The sequence below is a fragment of the Dermabacter sp. HMSC06F07 genome, from assembly GCF_001807345.1.
GTDB classification, from domain to species: domain Bacteria; phylum Actinomycetota; class Actinomycetes; order Actinomycetales; family Dermabacteraceae; genus Dermabacter; species Dermabacter hominis.
The window spans coordinates 1-24,712 of sequence record NZ_KV788588.1 but is presented as its reverse complement, the minus strand read 5'-3'; the positions used below and the strand labels follow the sequence as shown (position 1 = coordinate 24,712).

At 63.7% G+C, this 24,712-nt stretch carries 19 protein-coding genes and 5 tRNA genes; 9 read left to right on the top strand and 15 right to left on the bottom strand.

Annotation, left to right across the window (positions count from 1 at the left end; genetic code table 11):
* Positions 1–2 precede the first annotated feature (2 nt).
* The 4 genes from HMPREF3157_RS07195 to HMPREF3157_RS07180 form a co-directional block, all read right to left on the bottom strand.
* Complete coding sequence (locus HMPREF3157_RS07195; RefSeq protein ID WP_070435978.1) at positions 3–854, bottom strand: HAD hydrolase family protein; 852 nt, start codon at positions 852–854, stop codon at positions 3–5.
* A gap of 73 nt (positions 855–927) precedes the next feature.
* Positions 928–1,001: transfer RNA gene (locus tag HMPREF3157_RS07190), tRNA-Val, on the bottom strand.
* 46 nt (positions 1,002–1,047) lie between these two features.
* Positions 1,048–1,118: transfer RNA gene (locus HMPREF3157_RS07185), tRNA-Cys, on the bottom strand.
* 22 nt (positions 1,119–1,140) lie between these two features.
* Positions 1,141–1,213: transfer RNA gene (locus HMPREF3157_RS07180), tRNA-Gly, on the bottom strand.
* Between the two features lie 333 nt (positions 1,214–1,546).
* On the opposite strand from HMPREF3157_RS07180, the gene HMPREF3157_RS07175 reads away from it, so the two are divergent.
* The 9 genes from HMPREF3157_RS07175 (at position 1,547) to HMPREF3157_RS07135 (ending at position 11,541) form a co-directional block, all read left to right on the top strand.
* Positions 1,547–1,618: transfer RNA gene (locus HMPREF3157_RS07175), tRNA-Val, on the top strand.
* Position 1,619: 1 nt separating this feature from the next.
* Positions 1,620–1,695: transfer RNA gene (locus HMPREF3157_RS07170), tRNA-Gly, on the top strand.
* A 140-nt stretch (positions 1,696–1,835) separates the two neighbouring features.
* The gene (glgX, locus tag HMPREF3157_RS07165) at positions 1,836–4,064 is read left to right on the top strand and encodes a glycogen debranching protein GlgX (protein ID WP_070435977.1); all 2,229 of its coding nucleotides are present in this window, start codon (positions 1,836–1,838) and stop codon (positions 4,062–4,064) included.
* A gap of 35 nt (positions 4,065–4,099) precedes the next feature.
* Positions 4,100–6,610, top strand: a complete 2,511-nt coding sequence (gene treY / locus HMPREF3157_RS07160) for a malto-oligosyltrehalose synthase (RefSeq protein WP_070435976.1) — start codon at positions 4,100–4,102, stop codon at positions 6,608–6,610.
* Between the two features lie 4 nt (positions 6,611–6,614).
* Positions 6,615–8,393 carry a malto-oligosyltrehalose trehalohydrolase gene (gene treZ / locus HMPREF3157_RS07155; protein ID WP_070435975.1) on the top strand — a complete coding sequence of 593 codons (1,779 nt, stop codon included), beginning with the start codon at positions 6,615–6,617 and terminating at the stop codon, positions 8,391–8,393.
* Positions 8,393–9,181, top strand: a complete 789-nt coding sequence (locus tag HMPREF3157_RS07150; protein ID WP_070435974.1) for a dihydrofolate reductase family protein — start codon at positions 8,393–8,395, stop codon at positions 9,179–9,181. The genes treZ and HMPREF3157_RS07150 overlap by 1 nt, the downstream gene beginning before the upstream one ends.
* The gene (gene msrB / locus HMPREF3157_RS07145; protein ID WP_070435973.1) at positions 9,178–9,618 is read left to right on the top strand and encodes a peptide-methionine (R)-S-oxide reductase MsrB; all 441 of its coding nucleotides are present in this window, start codon (positions 9,178–9,180) and stop codon (positions 9,616–9,618) included. The genes HMPREF3157_RS07150 and msrB overlap by 4 nt, the downstream gene beginning before the upstream one ends.
* A 56-nt stretch (positions 9,619–9,674) precedes the next feature.
* Complete coding sequence (locus tag HMPREF3157_RS07140; protein WP_070435972.1) at positions 9,675–10,283, top strand: DUF3000 domain-containing protein; 609 nt, start codon at positions 9,675–9,677, stop codon at positions 10,281–10,283.
* Between the two features lie 7 nt (positions 10,284–10,290).
* Complete coding sequence (locus HMPREF3157_RS07135) at positions 10,291–11,541, top strand: HRDC domain-containing protein (protein WP_070435971.1); 1,251 nt, start codon at positions 10,291–10,293, stop codon at positions 11,539–11,541.
* On the opposite strand, the gene HMPREF3157_RS07130 is transcribed toward HMPREF3157_RS07135, so the two are convergent.
* The 11 genes from HMPREF3157_RS07130 to HMPREF3157_RS07080 are packed head-to-tail and all read right to left on the bottom strand — an operon-like array spanning position 11,538 to position 23,743.
* Entirely contained in the window at positions 11,538–12,137 is a 600-nt protein-coding gene (locus HMPREF3157_RS07130; protein ID WP_070435970.1) for an NUDIX domain-containing protein, read from the bottom strand. The two genes, HMPREF3157_RS07135 and HMPREF3157_RS07130, sit on opposite strands and share 4 nt — an antisense overlap.
* Complete coding sequence (locus tag HMPREF3157_RS07125) at positions 12,134–13,273, bottom strand: glycosyltransferase (RefSeq protein ID WP_016664391.1); 1,140 nt, start codon at positions 13,271–13,273, stop codon at positions 12,134–12,136. The genes HMPREF3157_RS07130 and HMPREF3157_RS07125 overlap by 4 nt, the downstream gene beginning before the upstream one ends.
* A gap of 3 nt (positions 13,274–13,276) precedes the next feature.
* Positions 13,277–14,947 (bottom strand): murein biosynthesis integral membrane protein MurJ, encoded by a 1,671-nt coding sequence (murJ, locus tag HMPREF3157_RS07120; protein WP_070435969.1) that lies wholly within the window; start codon positions 14,945–14,947, stop codon positions 13,277–13,279.
* A complete protein-coding gene (locus HMPREF3157_RS07115; protein ID WP_210386283.1) occupies positions 14,944–15,834 on the bottom strand; it encodes a hypothetical protein in 891 nt (296 codons plus the stop codon). Before HMPREF3157_RS07115 ends, murJ begins: the two co-directional genes overlap by 4 nt.
* Entirely contained in the window at positions 15,831–16,910 is a 1,080-nt protein-coding gene (locus tag HMPREF3157_RS07110) for a copper transporter (protein ID WP_070435968.1), read from the bottom strand. Before HMPREF3157_RS07110 ends, HMPREF3157_RS07115 begins: the two co-directional genes overlap by 4 nt.
* Positions 16,907–18,088, bottom strand: coding sequence for a putative cytokinetic ring protein SteA (gene steA, locus HMPREF3157_RS07105; protein WP_070435967.1), 1,182 nt, complete (start codon positions 18,086–18,088; stop codon positions 16,907–16,909). The genes HMPREF3157_RS07110 and steA overlap by 4 nt, the downstream gene beginning before the upstream one ends.
* Positions 18,085–19,797, bottom strand: a complete 1,713-nt coding sequence (recN, locus tag HMPREF3157_RS07100) for a DNA repair protein RecN (protein ID WP_034372883.1) — start codon at positions 19,795–19,797, stop codon at positions 18,085–18,087. The genes steA and recN overlap by 4 nt, the downstream gene beginning before the upstream one ends.
* On the bottom strand, positions 19,798–20,766 hold the full coding sequence (locus HMPREF3157_RS07095) for an NAD kinase (RefSeq protein WP_070435966.1): 969 nt from the start codon (positions 20,764–20,766) through the stop codon (positions 19,798–19,800). It abuts the gene before it with no gap.
* A gap of 37 nt (positions 20,767–20,803) precedes the next feature.
* Complete coding sequence (locus tag HMPREF3157_RS07090) at positions 20,804–21,664, bottom strand: TlyA family RNA methyltransferase (protein WP_070435965.1); 861 nt, start codon at positions 21,662–21,664, stop codon at positions 20,804–20,806.
* Positions 21,665–21,675: 11 nt separating this feature from the next.
* Positions 21,676–22,689: an HAD-IIA family hydrolase gene (locus tag HMPREF3157_RS07085; protein WP_246816551.1), complete on the bottom strand. Its 1,014-nt coding sequence runs from the start codon at positions 22,687–22,689 to the stop codon at positions 21,676–21,678.
* Position 22,690: 1 nt separating this feature from the next.
* Positions 22,691–23,743 carry a hypothetical protein gene (locus tag HMPREF3157_RS07080; RefSeq protein ID WP_141740651.1) on the bottom strand — a complete coding sequence of 351 codons (1,053 nt, stop codon included), beginning with the start codon at positions 23,741–23,743 and terminating at the stop codon, positions 22,691–22,693.
* Between the last annotated feature and the right edge of the window lie 969 nt (positions 23,744–24,712).

Below are 24,712 nucleotides of genomic sequence, written 5' to 3'. Positions count from 1 at the left end.
AGCTACACGAGTCCCAGCTTTTCGAGCGCGTCGGCAAGACCGTCTTCGCGCGGCCCACTCATGACATAAGCAGGGTCGCTGATGGCGCGGGAGGCGTCGGACCCCTCGACCGGCACCGGGACTCCCACCCCGCGAAGCATGCCGACATCGTTCATGCCATCGCCGAAACCGACCGCACGCTCGAGCGGAATCCCCGTGTGCTCGAGAACGCGCTTAACTCCGTCGATCTTGTCGATCGCGGAAAGTTGCAGTTCACCAGAGGTGTCCTGATCCTCGCCAATCGAATAGGGCATGTCGCGGACCTCCGGGCCAATTGACCGTGCGATCTCGGTAATGCTGACCGGGCATCGCCACGCGACGACTTTCGCAAAAGAGACCTGCGAGAGATCACTGTGACGCTCAAAGGCGCCGAGGAGATCCGCGGATCCCTGCCCGAGCGTTCCCGTTTCCTTTTGCGAGACCGTGCCGCTGCGAAAGCTCGTGGCGAGGCGCTCGCGAATGTACTGTTCTGCGGTCGCGTTTCCGACGGTCGCCTCGGGCGCCTCGAGAACAAAGGGAAAATCGCCGGCTGCGAGGAGCGTGTCGACGGTTCGGCGGGCAAGGTGCGCGGGGAAGCGCGAATCCTCAAGGATTGACTCCCCCACTTTGACGTAGGCTCCCGCCGAGCCGATGACGCCGTCGAGCGCCATTTCGACGTCGCGCGGAATGAGCGAGTGCGGGCGGCCGGTGCACAGAAACGCCAGATGACCGGCTTCGCGCACGCGCGCGAGTGCGTCGACGTGAGCCTTAGGGACGATTCCGTGGTCGGCAAGTGTGCCGTCGAAGTCGAGAAAGAGTGCGTGCTGTCCGCTCATACTTGTACTCTCTCACGGCAAGGGAAACGAGAGATGACAATAAAAAAGACGCCCCGCGGGGCGTCTTTATCTGTGGGCGATACTGGACTCGAACCAGCGACCTCTTCCGTGTCAAGGAAACGCGCTAACCAACTGCGCCAATCGCCCTTATGAGACCGTGCGGTCTATTTTGCGTGGCTGCGGGCCACACGAGAGGTGGGTACGGGATTCGAACCCGTGTATACGGCTTTGCAGGCCGCTGCCTCGCCTCTCGGCCAACCCACCACGTGGAAACCTGAGATTCCAGAGCGGATGACGGGACTCGAACCCGCGACCCTCACCTTGGCAAGGTGATGCTCTACCAACTGAGCCACATCCGCATTTTTGGTTGATCTCTCGAACCAACGAATAGATACATTACGTCAGGATCGCGTTCCGCGCAAAGTAGGCCGCCCGCTTTTGACTCAAATCACCTCGAGCAGCTTTGCGAGCGTGCCAACTCGCCCCTGACGGGCGATTTTCCAGCCATAGAGCTTCATGACGCAGCGCGAGGAGCTTCATAGCGCAGCGCGAGCCGCGAGCGAGCGCCGCACTTGCGAGCCTCACCACAAAAGACCGTCACGAACCCCGCGACAATTTGGGGCCGCGCGCCGGTGGTGTATTGTTGTCTAGTCGCAAAGAGTGAACAGGCGAGTTCCCGCCGGCTCTTATGCGGGCGATTGGCGTAGTGGTAGCGCGCTTCCTTCACACGGAAGAGGTCACTGGTTCGATCCCAGTATCGCCCACGCGGATGTGGCTCAGTTGGTAGAGCATCACCTTGCCAAGGTGAGGGTCGCGGGTTCGAGTCCCGTCATCCGCTCCACTCCAAGGCCCCGTGCACGTGCACGGGGCCTTTCTCATTCCACGAAACTTCGGGCTTCTGCCAGGCCATCGGGCCACAATGTCGATGCAAGTGTGTTTTCGCGCAGCCATCGGCTGCCTCAGCGCAAGGATTCTTCGACAGTGCAGATTTGGCCAGGCTCCCCGTACCCGCTCGGTGCAACCTTCGACGGCAGCGGCACGAACTTCGCCCTCTACTCAGAAGTTGCCGAGAGAGTCGAACTCTGTCTCATCGGCGACGACTTTTCGGAGCGACGCGTAGAAATGACGGAAGTCGATGCCTTCGTGTGGCACGTGTATCTTCCAGCCGTCCAGCCGGGTCAACGCTACGGATTCAGGGTCCATGGCCCCTATGATCCGGCGGCCGGGCACCGCTGCGATCCCTCGAAACTCCTTCTCGACCCGTACGCGCGCGCAATCGCGGGCATGCCCGACACGGACGCGAGCCTGCTCAGTTACGAGCTCGACGATCCTTCGCAGATGAGCAACCTGGACTCGAAGGATCACACGATGCATTCAGTCGTCGTCTCGCCCTACTTTGATTGGGGCAACGACCATCCTCCGGCCCACGAGTACCACGATTCGATCATTTACGAGGCGCATCTCAAAGGCTTCACGGCTACGCACCCGGATATCCCCGAGAGTATCCGGGGCACCTACGTGGCGATGGGGCACCCGGTCGCGATCGATTACCTCAAGTCCCTCGGGGTCACGGCGGTTGAGTTCTTGCCGTTGCACCAGTTTGTTCAGGACGGTCACCTTCAGGATCGCGGACTTCGCAACTACTGGGGCTACAACACGATCGGCTTCTTCGCGCCGCACAACGAGTACGCGTATGCGGGCGAGACCGGCCAGCAGGTCCAAGAGTTCAAGCAAATGGTGAAGAACCTTCACGCGGCGGGTATCGAGGTCATTCTCGATGTGGTCTACAACCACACCGCTGAGGGCAATCACTTAGGCCCAACCCTGTGCTTCCGCGGAATCGACAACGCCAATTACTACCGCCTCGTCGACGACGATCTCACGCACTATTACGACACGACCGGCACGGGCAACAGCCTTCGCATGCGCACCCCGCACGTGCTTCAGCTCATCATGGATTCGCTTCGGTACTGGATTACCGAGATGCACGTTGATGGCTTCCGCTTCGACCTCGCCTCGACTCTTGCCCGCGAGCTGCACGAGGTAGATCGACTCTCGAGCTTCTTCGACATCATCCAGCAGGACCCAATTATTTCGCAGGTCAAGCTCATCGCGGAGCCGTGGGATCTCGGCGAGGGCGGATATCAGGTCGGTGGCTTCCCTCCCCTGTGGTCGGAGTGGAACGGTAAATACCGCGATGCCATGCGCGACTTCCACCGCGGTGAGTCAGGCATGCTCGCAAAGTTCGCAAATCGGTTTGCTGGCTCGAGCGATCTCTATCAGCACACGGGCCGCACGCCCATCGCCTCCGTCAATTTCCTTACCGCCCACGACGGATTTACCTTGCGAGATCTCGTGAGCTACAACGAGAGGCATAACGAGGACAATGGCGAGGGCGGCAACGACGGCGAATCGAATAACCGCTCGTGGAACTCGGGGGCGGAAGGTGCCACGGATGACGAGGCGATTCTCGACCTCCGCCTCCAGCGCATGAAAAACATGATGGCCACCCTGCTCCTCAGCCAGGGTGTTCCCATGATCCTTCACGGCGACGAGCTCGGCCGCACCCAAATGGGCAATAACAACGTGTACTGCCAGGACAACGAGATCGCGTGGATGAATTGGGAGATCAGCACGCGCCAGCAGGACATGCTGAACTTCACGCGCATGCTTATCGAGCTGCGGCGCTCGCACCCTATTTTCCGTCGCCGGCGCTTTCTCTTGGGCGAGGTCCGCGACGGAGCGTCCTCGAGCCTGCCCGATGTCGCGTGGCTCGGAGTCGACGGCACCCCCATGACCGATGAGGAATGGAACGATCCGGTGGCAAAGTGCCTCACGGTGTTCTTTAACGGAAGTGCGATCCCCGAGCCGAACACGCGAGGCGAACACATCGTCGATGATTCCGCGCTCCTCATGTTCAACGCCTCCGAGACGGACGTGGAGTTCACGATCCCGGAGGGCGAGTATGGCGAAGAGTGGACGGTCACGGCAGAAACCTCTTCGTCGCTCAATCCCGGCGATACCGTCAAGGCGGGCGAGGTCCTCATTCGCCCCGCCTACACGACGCTCGTGCTCGGCAGGGCCCCCATGACGCCCCCGGGAGAAGAGGACGACGCGACGGCTCTCTCAACTCCCCTGTCTCCACCCACGTCCGTTTTGACGCCCGTCGCACCGACTGGCCCCGGCGCCGATGAGGGCCCCGCGCTCTGACGGAGCCACAGCGCACCCACGACGAAGGAGGGCCCATGCCCGGCGCGCCGATCAGCACGTACAGGCTTCAGATCACGCCTGAATTCACCTTCCAAGATGCGACACGACTCGTGCCGTACCTGGAGCGACTCGGGGTGAGTCACGCGTTTATTTCACCGATCTTGCAGGCGGCGCCGGGGTCCATGCACGGCTACGACGTCGTGGATCATTCCCGCGTGAGCATGGATAACGGTGGCGAGGAGGGCCTGCGAGGGCTCGCCGATGCTCTCCATGAGCGAGGCATGGGCCTCATCGTCGACGTCGTCCCCAACCACATGGCGATCCCCACCCCCATGTGGCATAACCACGCGCTGTGGTCTTTCTTGCGGGATGGGGCATCGAGCCCCTACGCGTCGTGGTTCGATAGTGATCCTCACGCGGAGCACGGAATTCTCCTGCCGGTTCTCGGCCGCCCGGTCGGCGCGACGATTCTCGACGATGAGCTCAAGCGAGGGACCGCGGAGGTTCCTCAGCCTGATGGCTCGCGGCGAATCGAGCATGTCCTTCGATACTTCGATCATGTGTTCCCTCTCGCCGAGGGCACCGAGAATCTGCCAATCGTGGATCTTCTCGAGGCCCAGCACTACCGCCTTGCCTATTGGAGGGTCGCCAATGACGAGTTGAACTATCGCCGCTTTTTCGACGTCCAGACTCTCGCGGCCCTCAAGGTTGAAGACCGTGCAGTCTTCGACGCGACTCACGCGACCCTCCTGCGCTTGCAATCGGAGGGCGTGATCGACGGGTATCGGATCGATCATCCCGATGGCCTTGCCGACCCGCGCGGGTATCTGCGGCGCCTCGAGAGCGCCACCGGTGGCGCATGGACCGTGATCGAAAAGATTCTCGAAGGCAACGAGTCGCTCCCACCGGACTTTCCCGTCGCCGGAACGACGGGTTACGACGCCCTCTGGCGCGTCCAGGGCCTTTTCCACGACCCTGCGGGCGCGGCAGCCCTCACGCACACGTGGCGGACATTCACCCACGATTCGCGTTCCTTCAACGAGATCACTCACGCAAGCGCCAAGGAGGTCATCGACACCTCGCTGTGGGCCGAAATTGCACGTCTCGTCAATCTCGCCCGGCGGATCTGTGATGCCGACATAATGCTGCGCGATACGACCGAGCGGCAGCTCGAACACGCGATCATCCAGCTCCTCATGGCGATGGATCGCTACCGCGCCTATATAGTCCCCGGGGAGAAGGCCCCCGCGTGTGAGCGCCAGGTGCTTGCCGAGGCCGCAGATCGAGCAGCCTTGGCCATCGGTGACGACGAGGGGGATCGTGCCGCTCTCGAGATCGTCACGGCATTTGCGGGTGGTCAGGGGCAGTTCACGTCCGACGGTTCACTCGATCCGCTGCGCGCGGAGTTTGTCACGCGTTTCGCTCAAACGTGCGGGCCGGTTCACGCGAAATCTCTTGAGGACACAGCTTTCTACCGGTACCACCGGCTCCTCGCAGTCAACGAGGTGGCTGCCGACCCGAACCGCATTGGCGTGGATCCCGAAGAGTTTCATCACTTCTGCGAGCGGATGCTCGGCACTTTCCCCGCATCGATGACGACGCTCTCGACGCACGATACGAAGCGCAGCGAGGACGTGCGCGCAAGGCTTGCGGCACTCACCGAGTATCCGTCGGAATGGGCCACACACGTGGCTCGCCTTCATGCCGTGAGCGCACAGAAGCGGGGGCCGCTCGTCGATGCGCCGTTTGAGTATTTTGTGTGGCAGACACTTGCGGGGATGTGGGACCTTCCCGGCTCGCGGCTTGCGTCGCTGAGCGAGGAACGCCTGGCGGAGTACCTCGAGAAGGCCATGCGCGAGGCAAAGGTCCATACGGGATGGGTCGATGGCAACGATGAGTACGAGCGCGAAATCCGCGACTTTGCCCTGTGGGCTCTCGGGAACGACGACGTGCGGGCGATCCTCGACGAGTGGACCTCGCTGACGTTCGATTCGCAGCGCGCTGCTATTCTCGGCCAGAAACTCCTCCAGCTCACGATGCCCGGTGTGCCCGATGTGTATCAAGGCAATGAGACTCTTGACTTGAGCCTCGTCGATCCCGATAACCGACGCCCAGTCGACCACGCGGCGCACGCGGCGCGGCTCGAGGACCTCCTTTCAGGTGCTGCACCAGAGGGCATCGCCGATGAAAAGCTCCTCCTCGTCTCACGCGCTCTTGACACGCGACGGCACCACCGCGAGTCGTTCGTCGGCCCGGATGCCACCTACACGCCGCTGCCAACGACGTCCTCCCATACGATCGCTTTCGCTCGTGGATGCGCGGATAGCCCCGCCGATGTCGTGGTTATCGCCACGCGCTTGCCGCACGTGGAGGCTTCGCAGGGACGCGGGTGCACCAAAGCGCGGATCGTCGTCGACGAGGGGCGCTACACAAACGTCCTCACCGGGGAGCGTGTGGACGGCGGCACTGTCGAACTCGACTCCCTCGTGCGCGAATGGCCCGTCGCGCTCCTTGTGCGCGAAAAACCGGAGCACTCGGAAGGATAGGCCGATGAGAGACTATTCGCGTTTCGAGGTATGGGCGCCGAAGGCCGGCACGGTCACGCTTGCCCTCGAGCCCCGGTTCGAAGAAAAGCGCCGCGAAATCACCATGGAACGCGGGGACGGTGGCTGGTGGCATGCCCCAGGGGTCGAGGCACACCCGGGCGATCGCTACGGCTTTCTTCTCGACGACTCCCCCGTCGCGCTGCCGGATCCACGCGCACTGGCGCAACCCGAGGGCGTCCACGCCTTAAGCGAGGTCGTCGACCCGCGCGCATTCACCTTCACGGCTCCGTGGGAGGGCATGGACCTTCGTGGGAAAGTCATTTACGAGCTTCATATCGGAACGTTCGCGGCGGATCGAGAAACCGGTGCATCGGGGACCTTCGACTCAGCGATCACGCGCCTGGATGCGCTTGTAGAACTCGGCGTCGACGCCGTTGAAGTGATGCCTGTCGCGGCGTTTCCTGGCGAGCGCGGTTGGGGCTATGACGGCGTCGGCCTTTTCGCCACCCATGAGGCCTACGGCGGGCCCGAAGCGTTCGCGCGGTTCATCGACGCTGCGCACGAGCGCGGGCTTGCCGTCATCATCGACGTCGTTTACAACCACCTCGGTCCCGACGGAAATTACCTTGGGGAATTCGGCCCCTACTTCACGCACACGCATACCACCCCGTGGGGGCCCGCTATCAATTTCGATGCCGCAGAAAGCGCTGAGGTGAGGGCGTTTGTTGTTCAGAACGCTCGCCAATGGCTCATCGACTTCCACCTCGACGGCCTTCGACTCGATGCGGTGCACGCCCTTCGAGATCGCTCCCCCACGCACATTCTCGCGGAACTGTCGAGCGCGGTTGCGGATATGAGCCGAGAGGTGGCTCGCCCGCTTACCCTCATCGCGGAGTCCGACCTGAACGACCCCGCGATGGTGACCCCCGTCGCCGAAGGTGGTTTCGGCATGCACGCTCAATGGGCGGACGACATCCACCACCATCTTCATGCGTGGGCCACCGGCGAACGCGCGGGCTACTACGTCGATTTCGGCGCGGCGGCCGGCGTGAAAAAGACCCTCGAGCGCATCTTTGAGCACGATGGGTCCTATTCGACCTTCAGGCAGAAGAACTGGGGGGCAAAGATCGACGCCGCGAGTGCGCACTACGATGCTCATGCCTTCGTCGCCTTCATCCAGGACCACGACCAGGTGGGCAACAGGGCATCGGGCGACCGCATCACCGACACAATCGGTTATGGCGCGCATGCGGCGATCGCCTCGCTCTACCTGCTGGGCGCGAGCACGCCGATGCTCTTCATGGGCGAGGAGTGGGGCGCGCGAACCCCCTTCGCATTCTTTAGCGACCACGGGGAAAGGATCGGCCCGCTCGTCAGCGCAGGTCGAAAGGAAGAGTTTGCGCGCATGGGGTGGAGCGATGCGGTCCCCGATCCGCAGGCACGCTCAACCTTTGAGGAGTCATTCCTCGACTGGAGTGAAGCCGAAAGCGGCGAACACGAGGCGCTGCTCGAGTTTTACCGGGCGCTTCTTTCGCTGCGGCGCAAGAATTCTGACATCCAGAAAGGCGCATTCGACTCGATCGTGGTGGACGTTCTCAGCGAGGGGGCAATCCTCATGCATCGCGGACGCATCGGCGTGCTCGCCTCGCGCGGGGACGCACCCGTGACATGGGAGCCAGGCTCCCGCGTGCAGGTGCTCGCCTCCTTCGGTGGGGAAAGTGATGGTCGCGCGCTCACGCTCGACGGTGCGGGAGCGCTCGTATTCGAAAGGTCCGACGCCTGATGGCTTCACACGCTCACGATAAAAACACGCCGCTCACCCGCCTCATTGGCGCCGGTGTCCCGGTTACGCCCGAGGAGTTTCGCCTCGACGATGAGGGCGCCCGCGCGCTCGGTAGCCTGCTCGCATTTCCCTCGGACCGCGTCCACGTGCGCTCGATGATGAACCAGAGCCTTGACGGCGCGATCGCGGGGGCCGATGGGACGTCAGCCTCGCTCTCGAACCCGTGGGATTTCTTCACTCTCACTGTTCTTCGGGCTCTTGCGGACATCATCGTGTGCGGCGCCAATACGGTGCGCAGTGAAGACTACCGTCGTCCCTCTGGCAGGCCCGCGCTTCGCACCGAGGCGCTACGTCCTCGCGGCGCGGAGTTCCCCGCACTCGCGATCGTGACGACGAGCGGCGAGATTCCCGAGCACATTGACCAAGCCTGGCCGACGTTCCTCATCTGTCCACCTGGCCGCGGAGCTCACGTTGCCCGTGTCAGTGGCTTTGAAAGCGAGGCCATTATCGAGGCGGGCCGTGCCCAAGAGATCGTACGCGCACTCGCAGAGCGTGGATTTCTCGGCATTCAAGTCGAGGGCGGCCCGCGGGTAAATGGAATGTTTGCCGAGGATGAAGCGTTCGATGAACTTGTCTGGACGCGCTCGGCGATTACCGTGGGAGGCGATGCGCCTCGCGCAAGCGTCGGAAGCGCACACCACCTCGCGTGGCGCCTCGCGGATCTCTTCCACAGTCCCGGCGCCCAGATCGAACGCTACGTCCGCACTCACCCCAAGGAGACTCCATGAACGTGCCTCTCGGCGATGGCCGCTACCCGATCTCGTTTACGAACGACGAATGGCGCAAGCGCCTCAGCCCAGATGAGTACCGCGTCTTGCGTGAGGCTGGGACCGAGCGGCCCTTCGCGGGTGAATACGAAGAGGTGCGCGCGGCAGGCACGTATGCGTGCCGGGCCTGCGGTGCCGAGTTGTTCCGCGCAAGCGAACAGTTCAACGCGCACTGCGGGTGGCCAGCTTTCTGGGCGCCAGCCGAGAGCGACCGCGTGGAACTTATCGAGGATCGCAGCCTCGCAATGGTGCGGACCGAGGTGCGCTGCGCTTCATGTGGATCACACCTCGGGCATGTCTTCACCGGCGAGGGTTTCCCCACCCCAACCGACGAACGCTATTGCATCAATTCCATTTGCCTCGTGCACAGCGAAAACGAGGACCCGGCTGCGCACTGATGGAGGCGCGGCGCGCCTCCGCCACGACGCGGTAAGTCAACGATAAGTTAGCGGCCGTGGCCATTCATCACTTTCCCCAGGAACGCGAGGAATTCGTGAGCGCGATCGATGCGCTCACCGCTGCGCCCATTCGCCACGAGGTCAAGTGGGAGGAGATTCCCGCTCCTTCCAGACTCGCTCCCTTTTCGTGGGCAGCCGAGGCCGATGTCGTCATGCACGACGCTGATCTCGCGAGCGGAAAGTTCATCGTGCTCTACGACCCTGAGGGCAGGGAGGACTGGAGCGGTCGCGCACGAATCGTCACCTTGATGCAAGCCCAGCTCGAACACGAGTTCGCGCTCGAGTCCATGCTCGGCGATGTGGCGTGGAGCTGGGTCACCGAATCGCTTGAGCTTGCGGGGACCGAAGCCCACGAACTTGGGTGTACCGTGACGCGCGTCGTTTCCCAAAGCTACGGTTCACTCGCCGCCCGCCCCACGACGGTCGACATCGAGATGCGCGCATCATGGAGCCCGGACTCCCTCGACCTCGGCGCCCATTTCGGCGCGTGGTCCGCGATCCTCTGCGCCGCAGGTGGCCTTCCGCCCCAGCCACTCTCCGTGAGCCCTCTGCATCCGTCCCACCGCGCGAGGGCGCCTCATCTTTCAGCCTCGAAGGATCACTAGAACGTTCATGACTGATTCCCACGACCAGTTGCCGGATCCCGAGTGCGCGCCCCTCATTAAAAAGCCCGCGGGTGGCACGCCGCCCCTCGTCACGACCGTTCAGGGCATCCTCGAGTGGTGCGCGCGTGTCAAAGCCGACGAGGACCTAGCGATCGACGTCGAGCGCGCTTCGAGCTACCGATACTCCGCTAAGGCCTACCTCGTGCAGATCAAGACGGAGGCGGCAGGGATATTGCTGCTTGATCCCCTCGCGTGCCAACTGCCTGGAACCTTCACGGACATCATGAACTCGCATCCGTGGATTCTTCACGCCTCGAGGCAGGACCTTCCCTCACTCGCCATGCTCGGGCTTGAACCGGTCGCACTTTTCGACACCGAGGTAGCTGCGCGCCTCCTCGGACTTCCCAGGGTGAGTCTCGGGGCTCTCACGGAAGAACTGCTCGAAGTTCGGCTTGCCAAGGAGCATTCGAGCGCCAACTGGTCCAAGCGCCCACTTCCGGAATCGTGGCTCGACTACGCCGCGCTCGACGTCGAGTACCTCGCCGAACTCAAAACCGTGCTCACACGCATGCTCGACGACGCTCACAAGACGTCGTGGGCACGTGAGGAATTTACCTTCGAAGCCACGTTCGCCCACCCGGAAGTTCCCGACGAGCCGTGGCGCGGCCTGCACGGCCTCGGCCAGCTCAAAAGCCCCCTGCAACTCGCGGTCGCGCGATCGATGTGGGAAAGGCGCGATGCAATCGCGCGTAATTCGGACGTCGCGCCGTTTATGGTGCTGCGCGACAAGGCACTCGTGGCCATGGCAAAAGCCTCGAGCAAGGGACGCCAGGAGTTCGACAACGCCGCACCGAAGAACCTCAAGCACCGCGAGCAGTGGTGGCGATGCGTCCGCGAAGCGCGAGAACTGCCCCGCGTTCACTTGCCGTCGAAGCGCGACCTGGGCCCCTACCCCAATCATCGTTCGTGGTCTAGGCGCTACCCCGAGGTTCTCGAGGCCTACAAACAGGTGCGCGAGGGGCTTCTCACACGCGCCGAAGAGCTTCACATGCCCGTCGAGAATCTCATCTCCCCCGGTCACATGCGCCACTGGGTGTGGAATCACTTCAGTGCAGAGGCCGAGCATCGCATCCCACACGCGAGCCCCGAACAGATCGTGCAGGAGCTCGAAGCGGTCGGCGCGCGCCCGTGGCAAGCCGCTCAAGTCACGCCAGCGATCATCGAATCTCTGCGCTCGTACGCGCGCTCGCGCAGTTAAGCGCCGGGGGCCTCGCCGCGGCGCACGCGTGCCGTATAGGCGAGCGTGGCGATGATCAGCGCACTGTTGTGAAGGCGACCTGACAGCGCGGCATCCTCGAGCTCGTCAAGGGGCACCGTACGAGTGAGGATTTCGGCTTCCTCGTCGACGCGTTCGAAGTCGACGCCCTTCGCCTCCGTGCAGTCGAACGCAACATACACGCTGATTTTCTCGTTCGAGCCGCCCGCGCTCGGGTAGTAATCGAGAAGGTGGTGCGCTGCGCCGGCCGTGTAGCCCGTTTCTTCTTCGAGTTCACGGACGGCTGCCACGGCTGGGTCTTCCCCGGCCTTATCGAGTAGACCAGCGGGCAGCTCCCACATGTGAGCGCGAGCCGGATGGCGATATTGGCGAATCACGACGACTTCACGCTCTGGCGTGAGCGCGAGGATCGCGACGGCGCCCGTGTGAGCGACGTAGTCGCGTGTAAACCTCACACCGGCCGCGAAATCGACGGTATCGCGCGCAACATCCCACACGAGCCCCGTATACACGGTCCGACTCTCAGCGACGGGTCGCGCGCAAAAATCGTCGGCGAGCGAATTCTCGGAGGTGGTCATGAGTGCTGGTTCTCCTCGTCGTCGGCGAACGTGAAAAGCGCGGATTCGAGCTGAGCGATCAAGTCCTCTTCGGTTGGGAGTTCAGCGGCGCGTGCTCGGGAGGCAGCCCGAAGCTCGTCGAGGCGTTCCTCAGATCCCGGGTGTCCGGGCACGAAGGCAATAAGCCGTTCCGCCAGCTCGCGCGCATTCGCCGGCGCGACGAGAGGAATGCGCTCGCCCGTCACCCAGCGCGTCCCGCCGGCATCGGTGGCGATGATCGCCGCGCCTTCACCGATCGCTTCCTGAATCGCGACCGGCTGTCCTTCCCACACGCTCGTTTGGACCACCACGTGCGCCTCGCGCATGAGGGCGCGGGTGTCCTCTACACGCCCAAGCAGCTCCACGGGAAGCGCATGTTTCTCGATAAACTCTTCGAGCCGTGCGCGTTCCGGCCCCTCGCCCGCGATCTTTACGCGAAGAGATCCCGGATACTGCTCTTCCACAAGCCGCACTGCCTCACACAGGCAGGCGAGGTCTTTTTGAGCAGCAAGGCGCGCGACGCACAGAACCTCGAGGACATCGCCGTCGAACGCTCGCAACGACCCGCAACTCGCGGGGCGCGCAGCGGGAATGAGAGCCCTTTGAACCGCGCGTGCACCACTCGCGCGCGCGGCATCGGCGAGATCAGGCGAGACCGCGAGTACAAGATCGCTACGGCGTGAGGCAAGCGTGAACAATGCTCGCCCGATGACTGCGCCAACGCCGGTACGCGGCATCCGATTATGAAGCGTCGTCACGAGCCGAATGCGGGGGCGAAACCCGGTCATGAGCGCAAGGGCAGTGAGTGCTCCTGCACGCGCGCCGTGGGCATGAACCGTGAGCCGTTCGCCCTGTGCACGGCGATGTTCATCCCGAATGATCACGCGCAGATTCGCCCGTGCGCGAAGCGCCGCAAGCGGAGAAGCCCCCGAAGCGATCGCGAGGTGCCGATGTTCGACTCCGGGCCCAGCGGTATGCGAGGTGGCGTCGTCGAAGCACGGCGCTTCCCCCGCGTCCACAACGTGTACGCCTGCCCGAGCGAGCACGCATGCCTCATCGCGCACGTGCGCGAGCAAACCGCCTTCCGCGCGGGGCCGCACGAGGATCACACGCCGCATGCCCTACCCCTTCTTCGTCGCCTTGACGATTCGCGCGCCGAGCTCCACGATTGGCGCCGCAAGAGAGCGATCGGCGATCATCAGCACGCCCAGACACACCGCTGCACCAGCCGTACCCGTCCCGAGGCCAAGCACGAGCGAGCCCCACGCGCCACGAAAAGCGTCACTCGCGAGCTGTGCGAGAGCGAGCCCCGCAATTGAGCCGAGGACCGACGCCACAACCGAGGCGAGGACCGTCGTGAAAAGGGGACGCACGTGTTCGCGAACCATGATCCGCTCGCGAAGGATGTTGAGCCCGCCAATCGCCGCGATCCACATGCCGATAGATATACACAGACCAAAAAGGACTCCGGCAGTGGCCGTCGATCGCGGTGGGGACGTCACGACCGTCACGAGAATAAGCACGCCCGCGATTCCCCACCCGGTCGCACCGATCGCGAGAGACTCCCCGGGCCTCAGCGCCGCATTGAGAACCCTCGCGGTCAGCATCACGATGCCGTACGCGATCAGCCCTGTGGCGAGCGCCGCCGTGACCGCGCCAACGCCGCGGATCCCCGCGCGATCGATCGCCACAAAAAACTTATCGATGGGGAGTCCCGCACCCCAAAGCGCAGCCCCACCCACGGCTGCGAATGCCACGACCGCCTGGACGGATCGAAGCGTCAGCGCCGAAAACTTTGCCCTATCACCGAGTGCCCGCAGCTCGGAAAGCTCGGGAAACACGCTCGTCATAACGGGGACGAGGAGAACCGCGTAGGGCAGGAGGTACACGGCCTGACCGTACTGGAACAGCGGAAGGGTGCCCGTTCCACCCGCGCGAACGGAGAGGGCAAGAATCAGGGCGGTCGTCAGTTGCTGGGCGCCGACGGTTGCCACACCCGAGCCGGCAAGTCCCAAGGCACGCGCACGCACGCCTCTGGTGAGGGCGAGTTGGGGCGTATACACAAACCCCGATCGCAACGCGGGAAACACTACGCATACCGCCATCGCGACAACCCCGAGAGTTGTCCCCCACCCGAGGGCAGCTTCAGAGAGATTCGAGAGCGTTCCCGCAGACACGCCCACGGGGACCGTGAGGGCATAGAGGCCGTACGTTGCCATGACGACGAGACTCGAGATGAGCGGTGCGAGAGCTGGCCAGAGAAACTTGCGTCGCGCCTGCAGGTACGCGCCAAGGACGATCGTAATCGCATAGAACGGCAGCTGAAGGGCGAAAACCCGCATGAGGCGAGCGCCAAGATCGATCGCTGCGGCATCGGCGGCTTGCGCACCGGTTCCAAGAATGGCTCGAGCGAGTGTGGGGGCAAGCGCCCACAGCACGAGTGCGAGGATGAGCGTGAGCAGAACGCTCCACGTGAGCAACGCTGAGACGATGCTCGAGGCGTTTTCGCGCGGGGCGACGCGGCTGCCTCCTTCGCGCGGGCGGGAAGGCTCATCAAGAAGACCCGCGATAAGCGGGATGACCATGCTCGCGAGCGCCCCTCCAGCGGCAACTTCGAAGACGACACTCGGCACAAGATTGGCACTCGCATAGGCGGTTCCAATCTCACCCGCTCCCACGCTCGCGCCGAAAACGAGGTATCGCGCGAACCCTGCGAGCCGCGCGAGAACCGTGACGACAGCGATGAGACCCGTTGCTCGCACGAGCGACGGTGTCCGTGACGTAGCGCTCATGACCGCCCCCATTCGTCAATCGCGCTCAGAAATTCCGAGGAGGAAATGATGCGTGTGAAGCTCACCCGTTCACTCACGAGCGTGAGCCCCACGGCCACAGAGGCTGCCGCAGCGCGGAAGGCACGCGAGGACGACAGCGCGGCGAGGGTGCCCGCATTCGCCCCGAGGACGTTTGCTCCCGCATCCCCGAGCATCCCCCGCACACCGAAGTCGCGCGGAGCGGCAAGGAGTGTCGCGGCCACATGCGCGGCGGCGAGAGCCTTGCGAGAGCGCGAGGCTCCTTCGCGCGAGGGCCCACACAGGGCGATCAGGACGCCAATGCTCGTGGCCTTCAGCGCCCTCGAAGGCCGCACATCGAAAAGGTTGGCGAGGTTTGCACAGGCCGCGATCAGCACGGTGTCGAGGCCACGATCGACGACGGCAAGAGCACTGCGGGCGAAGCCGGAGTCGGACTCGCCCCTGCCCCGGACTCGCTCACACTCGCGCGCGAGCACGCTCGCCGCCACCGCGATCCCGAGAATCTTGATGTTCCCCGTGGTGAGCTGCCCATGCGCAAGCGCACCGAGATGCCCCTTCAGCCCCTTCGGGGGCGCGCTTTCAGCATTGCGCATGAGCATCGGTTCGACGATGTCATCAGCGAGCCCCACCGCACCGACGAGCGCAGCGGCACCACTCGACGGCACGCCGAGGCCTACGAGTGCACCCGCCGAGAGCGCGCCGACCACCTCGACCCCCTCGACGAGAGTGACGGGCTCACCGCGGAAATTGGTGCGGTCAAGGTATGCACGAAGCGACGGAGGGCACTTGGCGAGGGCGCGAGCGCATGCACGCGAGGCAAGCGCTGCCGCTGCGGCACCGAAACCCACCGGTCGGAGGATACTTGTCACTGTCCACCGCCGTCGCTCGCGGAGGCCCCGTCATCGTTCGTCTGCCCTCTCGCATCCGTGTCATCCGAGCGCTTCTTTTCGCTTCGATCACCATTGCGTTCTTCGACCTTCTCGCGGATTGCGGACGCATCGGGCACGAGCGCCTCGGCATCGGTCGCTGATCCGTATGCTCCCGGCATTTCGACCTGGGCACCGGCAAGCGCGAGCGTAAGCGTCGCCGGACCCGACGCATACGTCAGCATGTCGATGCTCGAGACTCGCTCATGAAGATCACTCGTGCGCACAGCCGAAACTAGGCCCTCCGAACCTCCGCGCACGGATGAGGAACCTCCAACCGCTACCGTGACGCCCTCGCCGTCGAATGCCGTCACGAGCGCGCGGCGCGACTTATCAAGGTTGTCCGAGCGGGTCGCAGCCGCCTCCGGCGAGTCACTCGTGACCGAAAAGAGCGACTCTTCGCCCGAAAGCACCAAAACGGAATCCACCGCTTCAATATCACCTTTGAGCGTGAGAACGCCGCTTGCGCTCAGAGCCTTTGCGATCTCGAGCCGAGCCGCATCGTCAAGATCCTCGCTCGGGGCAAGAATCGTCGCGATAACGGACGCAAGCTTTTCTGAGGTCGACGTTCCACTCGGCTTCACGCCTGGCCACGTCTGGGTGATTGTCGTCAGGGCCGAACGCCGTTCGCTTTCCGCCGCGGGATCCCACAGCGCCTGACCGAGCTCGATCTGGGGTCCGGTTTGTCCCCCGGCGGCCTCAATGAGCGTGCGCGTCGCCTCGACTTCGTCATGCATCGAGGAATGATCGGCAATCGTCGCGACCTTCTCACCGTGCATGGTGCCCGTCACCAGACCCGCACCCGCGGCTTTGACGAATCCCTCGAGGTCAGAGTTCTCAGCGCTCAAGGCATCGTTCGAGGCTCGCATTTCGTCTCGCTCAACCCTCAGCTGCTCGACCTGCGCGGTTAGGGTTTGCCCCACGCCGTCGCGAAGAGGGCCCGCACCGAGCACGATGCCGATCGCGAGTGCGAGGAACACCGCCACGAGCGAAACGAGGTGGTAGCGAAAGTCGATCATGGGATCGGTCCTCCCTGGACAAACAGAGCGGTGAAAAAGCGCAAGGTGTCATCGAGCCTTGCACCGAGAATCTGGATAAGCGTCTGGCCACCGTCGGTAACCGCCATGGCGACGGCGAGCGCCAGGAGCCCCGCAACAACGAGGAGAACGAGTTGGAAAGTCGAGATGCGCTGCCTGTAGAGGCGAGAGACGCCCTTCGCGTCCACGAGCTTCGAGCCCACTCGGAGCCGCGTGAGGAACGTCGAACTCATACCCGCACGCCCCTTGTCGAGGAATTCCTCGAGCGTTCCGTGAGTGCCGACGGCGACGATTACGTCGGCGCCGCGATCGTCAGCAAGAAGCATCGCAATGTCTTCGCTTGTTCCCGAAGCCGCAAAAGTCACGGCATCGTCGGCGAGTCCAAGCTCACGGATGCGCTCCATACCCGGAGCGCGGCCATCGCGGTAGGCGTGCACGACAATCTCGGCGCCGCTCGCAAGCGCCCGATCGGATACCGAGTCCATGTCGCCAATAATCAAGTCGAGCCCGTAGCCGGCATCGAGCACGGCATCTGCTCCTCCATCGACCCCGATAATGATAGGTCGGTTCTCACGAATGAATGGCATGAGGGCCACGAGGTCCTCGCGGTAGTGGTAGCCGCGCACAACAATAAGGACGGGCCGGCCCTGGAATCGCGTACGGACCTCCGGCGTGCCAACGCCGTTGATGAGAAGCTCGCGCTCACGAAGCATGTATTCCATCGTGTTGGAGGCAAACGCCTCAAGCTGCTCGCTGAGCCCCTCACGCGCCTTGTGGAGCTTGTCGTTGAGAACCGCAGGCGTGTAAAGCTCCGCTTCGAGCCGCTCCCCCGTGCTGAGAGATACACCGCTCTCGTCGATCTCAACGAAGCGCCCCTCGCGAACCGTCGCGAACAGATCCTGATCCAGGACATCGAGCACCGGGATTCCCGCCTCGACGAGGATCTGGGGGCCCGCGTTCGGGTAGCGCCCCGAGATCGACGGTGACGCATTGAGGACTGCCGCAGGCGCGCGATCAACGAGTGCCTCGGCCGCAACGCGATCGAGATCCTCGTGGTCGATCACCACGATGTCTCCAGCCTCGACGCGCTTGGTCAGGTCCTTCGTCCGTTTGCCCACCTTTGCTCGACCGGCAATAGGGAACGTAAATCCAGGTTTCACGCGCCGCGAGCCTCCGTTGACGTTGCGAGAAGCTCAGCGGCGTGCTCAAGCGCGGCGTCACTTTCTGCATCTCCCGCGAGCATGCGCGCCAGTTCGCGAACCCGCGCTTCTCCCTCGAGCGGTTCGATCCTCGAAACCGTGCGGTCCTCGCCGCCATCGCTGTGTGTCTCTTTCACGATCCTGACGTGGCAACTCGCCCACGAAGCCACCTGCGGCAGGTGAGTCACGACAATGACCTGGGCACTTTCGGCGAGCCTCGAAAGCCGTTCTCCTACCGCCCGCGCCGCACGGCCGCCAATACCCGCATCGATTTCGTCAAAAACGAATACCGGGGGCGTGCCGCCATCTGAAGTGTCCGTAAGAGAGGCGATTGCCACCTCAAGCGCGAGCATCACGCGAGAAAGTTCGCCGCCTGATGCGCCCGTCGCGACGGGCATGTATTCGGCACCGGGGTGCGGCTGCATCGTGAACGACACACCGTCGGTGCCGCTCGCACTTCGAGGCGCCGGCGTCACGTCAATACGAAGAGATGCCCCGGGCATCTCGAGCCCGGCAAGTTCGTTCTCGATTTCGGCTGCAAGCTTCGCCGCGGCCTCGTGGCGTTCTCCGCTCAGTGCATCGGCGATCCGTGCGAGTTCGGCGTCAAGGTCTACGCGACGCTTGTCGAGCTCGGAAAGCCGCGCCGCGCCGTCCTCGAGCGCACGCAAGGCCTCGAGGGCCTCACGCGAGTGGAGCAGAAGCTCACTCACGTTCTCCGCCCCGCCGAGGCGAGGCCCGTACTCACGCACGAGCACTGTGAGCTCGTGCAAGCGCTCTTGTGCCTCCTCGAGACGGCCCGGCGACGCCTCCCACCCGTCTCGCAGAAGCGAGATCTCGCGCGCAATATCGCTCGACTCGTCTCGCAAGGCAATAATGCGGTCCAGAACCTGCGACGCACCGGGCGCCTGAGTAAGCGATGCCGCGGCGGCATCGGCATGGGTCAGGACGCTCGAGGCTTCGTCGCCCGCAAGGTGCATGAGCGCACCTTCGAGGGCAGTGAGCGACTGAGCAGTATCATCCAAGCGTTCGATTTCCGCGCGCAGCGCGTCATCTTCGCCCTCAAACGTGCCCGCCCGCTCTATCTCCTGGAGGATTTCGGTGAGCTCCGCCTCGCGCTGCTCGCGATCGCGCAGAGACGATGACAGCTCCTTCAGCTCGCGTTCGAGCGAAGCGAACTCCCGAAAGAGTAAGCGGTGCTCGGCGAGCAACCGTCGGCCCTCCGCCCCCAACACCGAATCGAGCGCTCCAAGCTGCGCCGCCGGCTCGCGCAAGCGAAGCTGGTCGCTTTGGCCGTGAATCGTAATCTCCCCGCCAACGATCTCGCCAAGCGTGCCCACGGGAACCGGAACGCCACCAATGTGGGCACGCGAGCGTCCGTCCTTTGTCACCCTGCGCACGACGAGAATTTCGTCGTCCTCGACCTCGGCACCGAGCTCATCGAGGCGCTCGTGCACGGGCGTTCCCGGGGCGAGGCCTACGCGGCCCGACACCGTGCTTGACACACCGGCGCGGCGGGAATCGAGGCGACGCCCCATGAGGAGGCCGAGGCCCGTGATAACCATCGTCTTACCAGCGCCGGTCTCGCCCGTGAGCGCGGTAAAACCCGGCCCAAATTCGATCGACGCGTCGTCAATAACTCCGATCCGGCGAATCGACAGAGAACGCAGCATTCAGCTCTCCCCCGCGTTCGAGTCGTAGCGCGTATCGGGATTACCGCCGCGCCACCCCTCAACGGGAAGCTTGAACTTCTCGACGAGTCGATCGGCAAATGGGGTCTCCGCGAAACGGGCGAAATGAACGCTACTCTTCGACAGGTGCGTCTCGAGCCTGGATCCGGGCGGAAGCTCAACCTGTCGCCGTCCATCGAGCGTCAACACTGCGGCCGACGGCGACTCAGGCGACACCTCGATCTCCACGACCGAGGAGCGCCCCATCACGAGGGGGCGTGCGAAAAGGGCATGCGCCGCGAGCGGAATGAGCAGCATCGCGTCCACCTCGGGCCACATGACGGGCCCGCCCGCCGAAAACGCGTACGCGGTCGACCCCGTAGGGCTCGACAGGAGCACCCCATCGCAGCCGAATTCGGATACCGGACGCCCGTCGATGCCGACGACGACGTAAATCATGCGCTCGCGTTCGCCCTTTTCGAGGCTCGCTTCGTTGAGGGCCCAATCCGAATGCAGGAGCGCACCATCGGCAGCATATGCTTTCGTGCGGATGACGCTTCTGGCCTCAAGAATGTAATCGCGCGTTAGAAGCCTGCGCACCGTTGTCCCGAGTTCCGCTACCTCGCTCTCCGCAAGGAATCCCACGTGCCCAAGGTTGACACCGTGAACGGGAATGCTAAAGGGGCGGATCAACTCGAGCGCCCGCAAGATCGTGCCATCGCCTCCGAGAACAATGCACAGTTCCGTTTCCGCCGGCAGTTGTTCGTGGTCGAGGACCTCAAGTCGACCCGCACGGATCGTGTCGAGAAGCGCGAGAGCAGCCGGATCTTCCGGCCGCGAGGAGACTTCTTCCACTTGCGCGGAGGTCACGATCGGCCTCACGCCCGCGGCGTGCAGGTCCTCAGCGACCTGACGCGCTGCCTTGAGAGCCACTCCTCGACCCGAGTGAACGTACAGCAAAAAGCGTCTCAGGGCTCTCCTCCTCCCTTACGGTCAGCACTCGCGGCACTCATGAGCCGGCGGGTGCCTCACGACGAAGACCCTCGGCTTCGGCGAGGGCCTCCTCGATCATTCCACATTCGCCTTCTGGATCGCGTGCGCCGGCGGGCAATTTTTCGCACAGAAGAAAAAACTCGACATTCCCGTCTTGCCCGGGAAGCGGGCTCGGGTGCAGGGCCTGGAGCGCGAGGCCGACGCTTGCCGCGCACTCGGTGACGCTCACAAGGGCATCGCGCCACGCCTGCGGATCGGTCACGACACCCGATTTTGGCAATCGCGCTCGTCCCACCTCGAACTGTGGCTTCAGCATGAAGAGCAAGCTCGCATTCGGCTCGACAAGGCGCGATGCGCCGCCAAGGATGTGCGTGAGAGAAATAAAGGAGACGTCGGTGACGACGACATCGGGAATGCCTACTCCGCTGGGCTCATACGCCGCGAGCATGGTCCGGGTCACGCAGCGCGCGTCGGTCCCCTCGAGATTCGCCAGCCGCGAATGCCCTGCAAGGCGAGCAATGAGCTGCCCGTGGCCGACGTCCACAGCCCACACGTGGCGAGCGCCCCGGCGCAGGCAAACGTCGGAAAACCCGCCGGTCGAGGCCCCCAAATCGAGAACCCGAGCCCCCTCGAGTCGAGGCGCCCGGTCACCAAGGCGCTCAAGCGTGCCCTCGAGCTTCAAAGCCGCACGCGAGGCGAACTCGCCGCCTTCGGGAACTCCGAGCACTTCGAGAACGTCGCCCTCTGCCACGTTCATTGAGGGTTTGCAGGCGACGCTACCGTTGACGTGTGCGCGCCCTTCCTCAACGATGCGACGCGCATGCGTACGTGAGGACGCGAGATTGCGCGCAAAGAGTGCGGCATCGAGGCGTGGCACAGCGCGGACCCTTATTCGCCAAATGGCCCAAAGAGCTCACCCGAGGCAGCGCGAATCGCGCCCTCAAACGTGCTTTCGGGGAATCGCGCGTTCACGAGCGACAGGACGACCTGTGCCGCGCGCCAGCTCGACGCGTCGCCCGTCACGACGATGTCACCGCCCTCGAGGTGCGCCGCGGTAGAGCCGAGATGCGCTCGCTCTGCGTCAATGACAGGGTGCGCGGCGCTCTTCGCCAAGAACGAAAGGTTGGGCCGCACAAACACGGGACGTTGAATAGCCGGCGCATGTGCCGCATCGATCCAACTCGACACCCCCGTGAGCGTGTGGAAGGTTGGAACGTTCGCGCGGTTGCCGCCCTCGAGGTCCGTATCGAGGCGATCCCCGATTGCCAAGGGGCGGCTCGAGCTGGAGATTTCTGCCGCGACCTTGAACATCGCAGGCTCAGGCTTGCCCGCAGCTACAGCCTTGACCCCCGTCGAAAACTCGAGCGCGTGCACGAGCGACCCGTTGCCCGGTGCGAAGCCCTTCTCGGTGGGAAGGGTCGAATCGATATTCGTCGCGACGAAAAATGCTCCGCGGCGAATCGCGTACGCCGCCTCCGCCAGATCTGCCCACCCGACGGTCGGCGCGAAGCCCTGAATCACGGCCTTGACGTCATCACGGTCTTCGCGCGTCACGGTGTAACCGTTCCGCTCAACTTCCTCCACGAGCCCTCGACCGCCCACGACAAGGATTGTGCTGCCGGGTTCAACGTGCGCCCTCACGAGGCTCATCGCAACCATCGGCGAGTTCACGACCTCGTGCGCGTGGGCTTCGTAGCCGAGCGACGCGAGGTGCTCGACAACCATGTCCGGGGTGCGCGAGGCGTTGTTCGTCGCGAAGGCAATCGCGAGCCCTCTCGCACGAGCCGCTGCCACGGCATCGACCCCGTGCTCGATCACTGTGGAACCGTTCATCAACGTCCCATCCATATCGAACAGGAGTGCATCGAAAAGGTCGAGGAACGTTGGATCGGGGCGCTTCACGTTACTCCTTGTCGGATGGGGAATCTGGTGCGGTGGGCTCGTGAGGGGGCACCGGAGGCTCGATTGCTTGATCCGGTTCATCGCCGGACTCGCCCGAGGCCTCAAGGCCAGCGTTGGCCCCACTCGGCATATTCGGAGCGTCAACATCGCCTTGCGACTGCTCAGAGGGACCGCTGTCCTCGCTCGTATCTGGATCGTCGTTCACATCGTGGTGATCCGACGCTTGCTCGGCTTTCGCCGCCTCTCGTTCAGCAGCTTCACGCTCTGCCCGCTCAAAATCAGCCTCGACGTCGAACACGCCAATCTCTTCCTCCGTCCGTTCCACGGCCGCTTCCCTCGGTCGAGGTGCACGGCCAAGGCGGGCGTAGGCATCGGACTCCTCGTTAACGTCTGCGTCGGCAGCGAGCGTAACCCACTTCTTCGCCTCATCGGCGCGCCCTGCGGCTTCGAGAAGGTCGGCGTAAGCCAGCCACAGCCTGAACTGCCACTTGCCGTCGACCTTCGAGCGCAGTGCCGGAATCTCGAGCGTCGCGATGGCCGTATCAAGATCTCCAAGATCGGCGTATGCACCGGCAACGACCATCATGAGCTCGATCGTTTCCGCATTCGTGAGCTTCGCTGCCTCTTCGGACTGCGCGATATCGAACGCTTTTTCAGGGCGCCCCAGGCCCCTCTCACAGTCGGCGACGATCGGGAGGAGATCGACTTTTCCGCTCATGCGCATGGCGGCGCGCATTTCCCGAATGGCGCCGCGGTAGTCGCCTGCCTCGTACAGCAGGGCGCCGTAGAGCTCGCGAACGGATGCGACTCGCGCGCCGAAACGCGCAGCCCACTTCGCATGCTCGAGGGCCCGCTCCGGTTCATTCTCGGTCAGCATCGCGCAAGCGACGAGGTGGCGCGACACACGCTCCATCTGTTCCTTCGTAAGGGCCTTGAGGGTGGCGCGGAGTTCGGGAGCCAGCTCGTTTCCAGTGATGTCTGCCGGGACGAATGGTTCGCGCCCTTCGCGAAGGCGTTCTTGGCGATCTGCCTCAAACCCGTCCGCGCTTGACATCCGCGCACGCTGCTCGAAACGCCGCTTATCGCGCTGGTCACGATAGCCGCGTTCCCCTTTGCTGAAGCGCTGCCCGCGGCCCTGGGCGTCACCGCGGCGCCGATTACCATCGTGGTGCTTGTTTTCACCCTTTTTCCAGCGACGATCCCCGTCGCGACGCGGCTTATCATCCCTGGACCAGCGACGCTCACCATCACGACGCGGGCTGTCATCCCTAGACCAGCGACGTTCACCATCGCGACGAGACTTTTCCCCCTCGCGACGATCGCGCCAGTTACCGCCGCCGCCATCGCGCCCATTCCGGTTATTCTTCCAAGCTCCGTCGCGTCCCGAACGGGAGTCACGAGAACGTCGATCCGAACCGTATGAGCGTCGCTTACCGTCACGACCGCGCTCTCCCCGAGAATCACGGTCACCACGCTTACTCGCACGATGCTCCCCACGACGACCATCGGTGCGCGGCTTTCGCGATCCATACTCGCCTCGAGTACGGGCGCGGCTTTCGCTCGCAGAACGCGAGTCAGGTTCAAAGTTCTCGTTGTCGGACAATCCGCAACTCCTCCAAGGGGGCGAGCCACGAAGGTAAACGTGGCCGCAGGAATAAGGGTCCGTTGGCGGTCCCGCGACAACTCGCGGTACACAACGTAGCTCTACGCTAGTGGACTACTTCCCCGTAGCCTCGACTATGGAATGGTTTTCGGGCCAAGTTCACATCGCGCGCCAATAAGAAACGGCGCTTGCGTGAGAGCCGTTGGCCACCCGGCCCTCTTCACACGCGCCCTGGCGCGGTGTTGATCGCGGTGACCCGTGCCCCCTTTTTTTACGCATACAGACCCGCCCCTGAACCCCCGGTTGACCGCCGCCCACCCGCTATTGGGCTGCGGGCGCGGGAAACACCCGCTTAAACACGTGTGAGCCCCGGCCAACAGGCCGGGGCTGCACCCTCAAAGAATAGTTCGGCGGTGTCCT

Bases quoted from the DNA above. Each gene is read 5' to 3' on its own strand.
- murJ (WP_070435969.1), bottom strand. From the start codon at position 14,947: ATGAGCGCTACGTCACGGACACCGTCGCTCGTGCGAGCAACGGGTCTC.
- msrB (WP_070435973.1), top strand. From the start codon at position 9,178: ATGAACGTGCCTCTCGGCGATGGCCGCTACCCGATCTCGTTTACGAAC.
- HMPREF3157_RS07195 (WP_070435978.1), bottom strand. From the start codon at position 854: ATGAGCGGACAGCACGCACTCTTTCTCGACTTCGACGGCACACTTGCC.
- treY (WP_070435976.1), top strand. From the start codon at position 4,100: ATGCCCGGCGCGCCGATCAGCACGTACAGGCTTCAGATCACGCCTGAA.
- HMPREF3157_RS07110 (WP_070435968.1), bottom strand. From the start codon at position 16,910: ATGATCGACTTTCGCTACCACCTCGTTTCGCTCGTGGCGGTGTTCCTC.
- treZ (WP_070435975.1), top strand. From the start codon at position 6,615: ATGAGAGACTATTCGCGTTTCGAGGTATGGGCGCCGAAGGCCGGCACG.
- HMPREF3157_RS07130 (WP_070435970.1), bottom strand. From the start codon at position 12,137: ATGACCACCTCCGAGAATTCGCTCGCCGACGATTTTTGCGCGCGACCC.
- HMPREF3157_RS07080 (WP_141740651.1), bottom strand. From the start codon at position 23,743: ATGTCAAGCGCGGACGGGTTTGAGGCAGATCGCCAAGAACGCCTTCGC.
- HMPREF3157_RS07150 (WP_070435974.1), top strand. From the start codon at position 8,393: ATGGCTTCACACGCTCACGATAAAAACACGCCGCTCACCCGCCTCATT.
- HMPREF3157_RS07125 (WP_016664391.1), bottom strand. From the start codon at position 13,273: ATGCGGCGTGTGATCCTCGTGCGGCCCCGCGCGGAAGGCGGTTTGCTC.
- HMPREF3157_RS07135 (WP_070435971.1), top strand. From the start codon at position 10,291: ATGACTGATTCCCACGACCAGTTGCCGGATCCCGAGTGCGCGCCCCTC.
- recN (WP_034372883.1), bottom strand. From the start codon at position 19,797: ATGCTGCGTTCTCTGTCGATTCGCCGGATCGGAGTTATTGACGACGCG.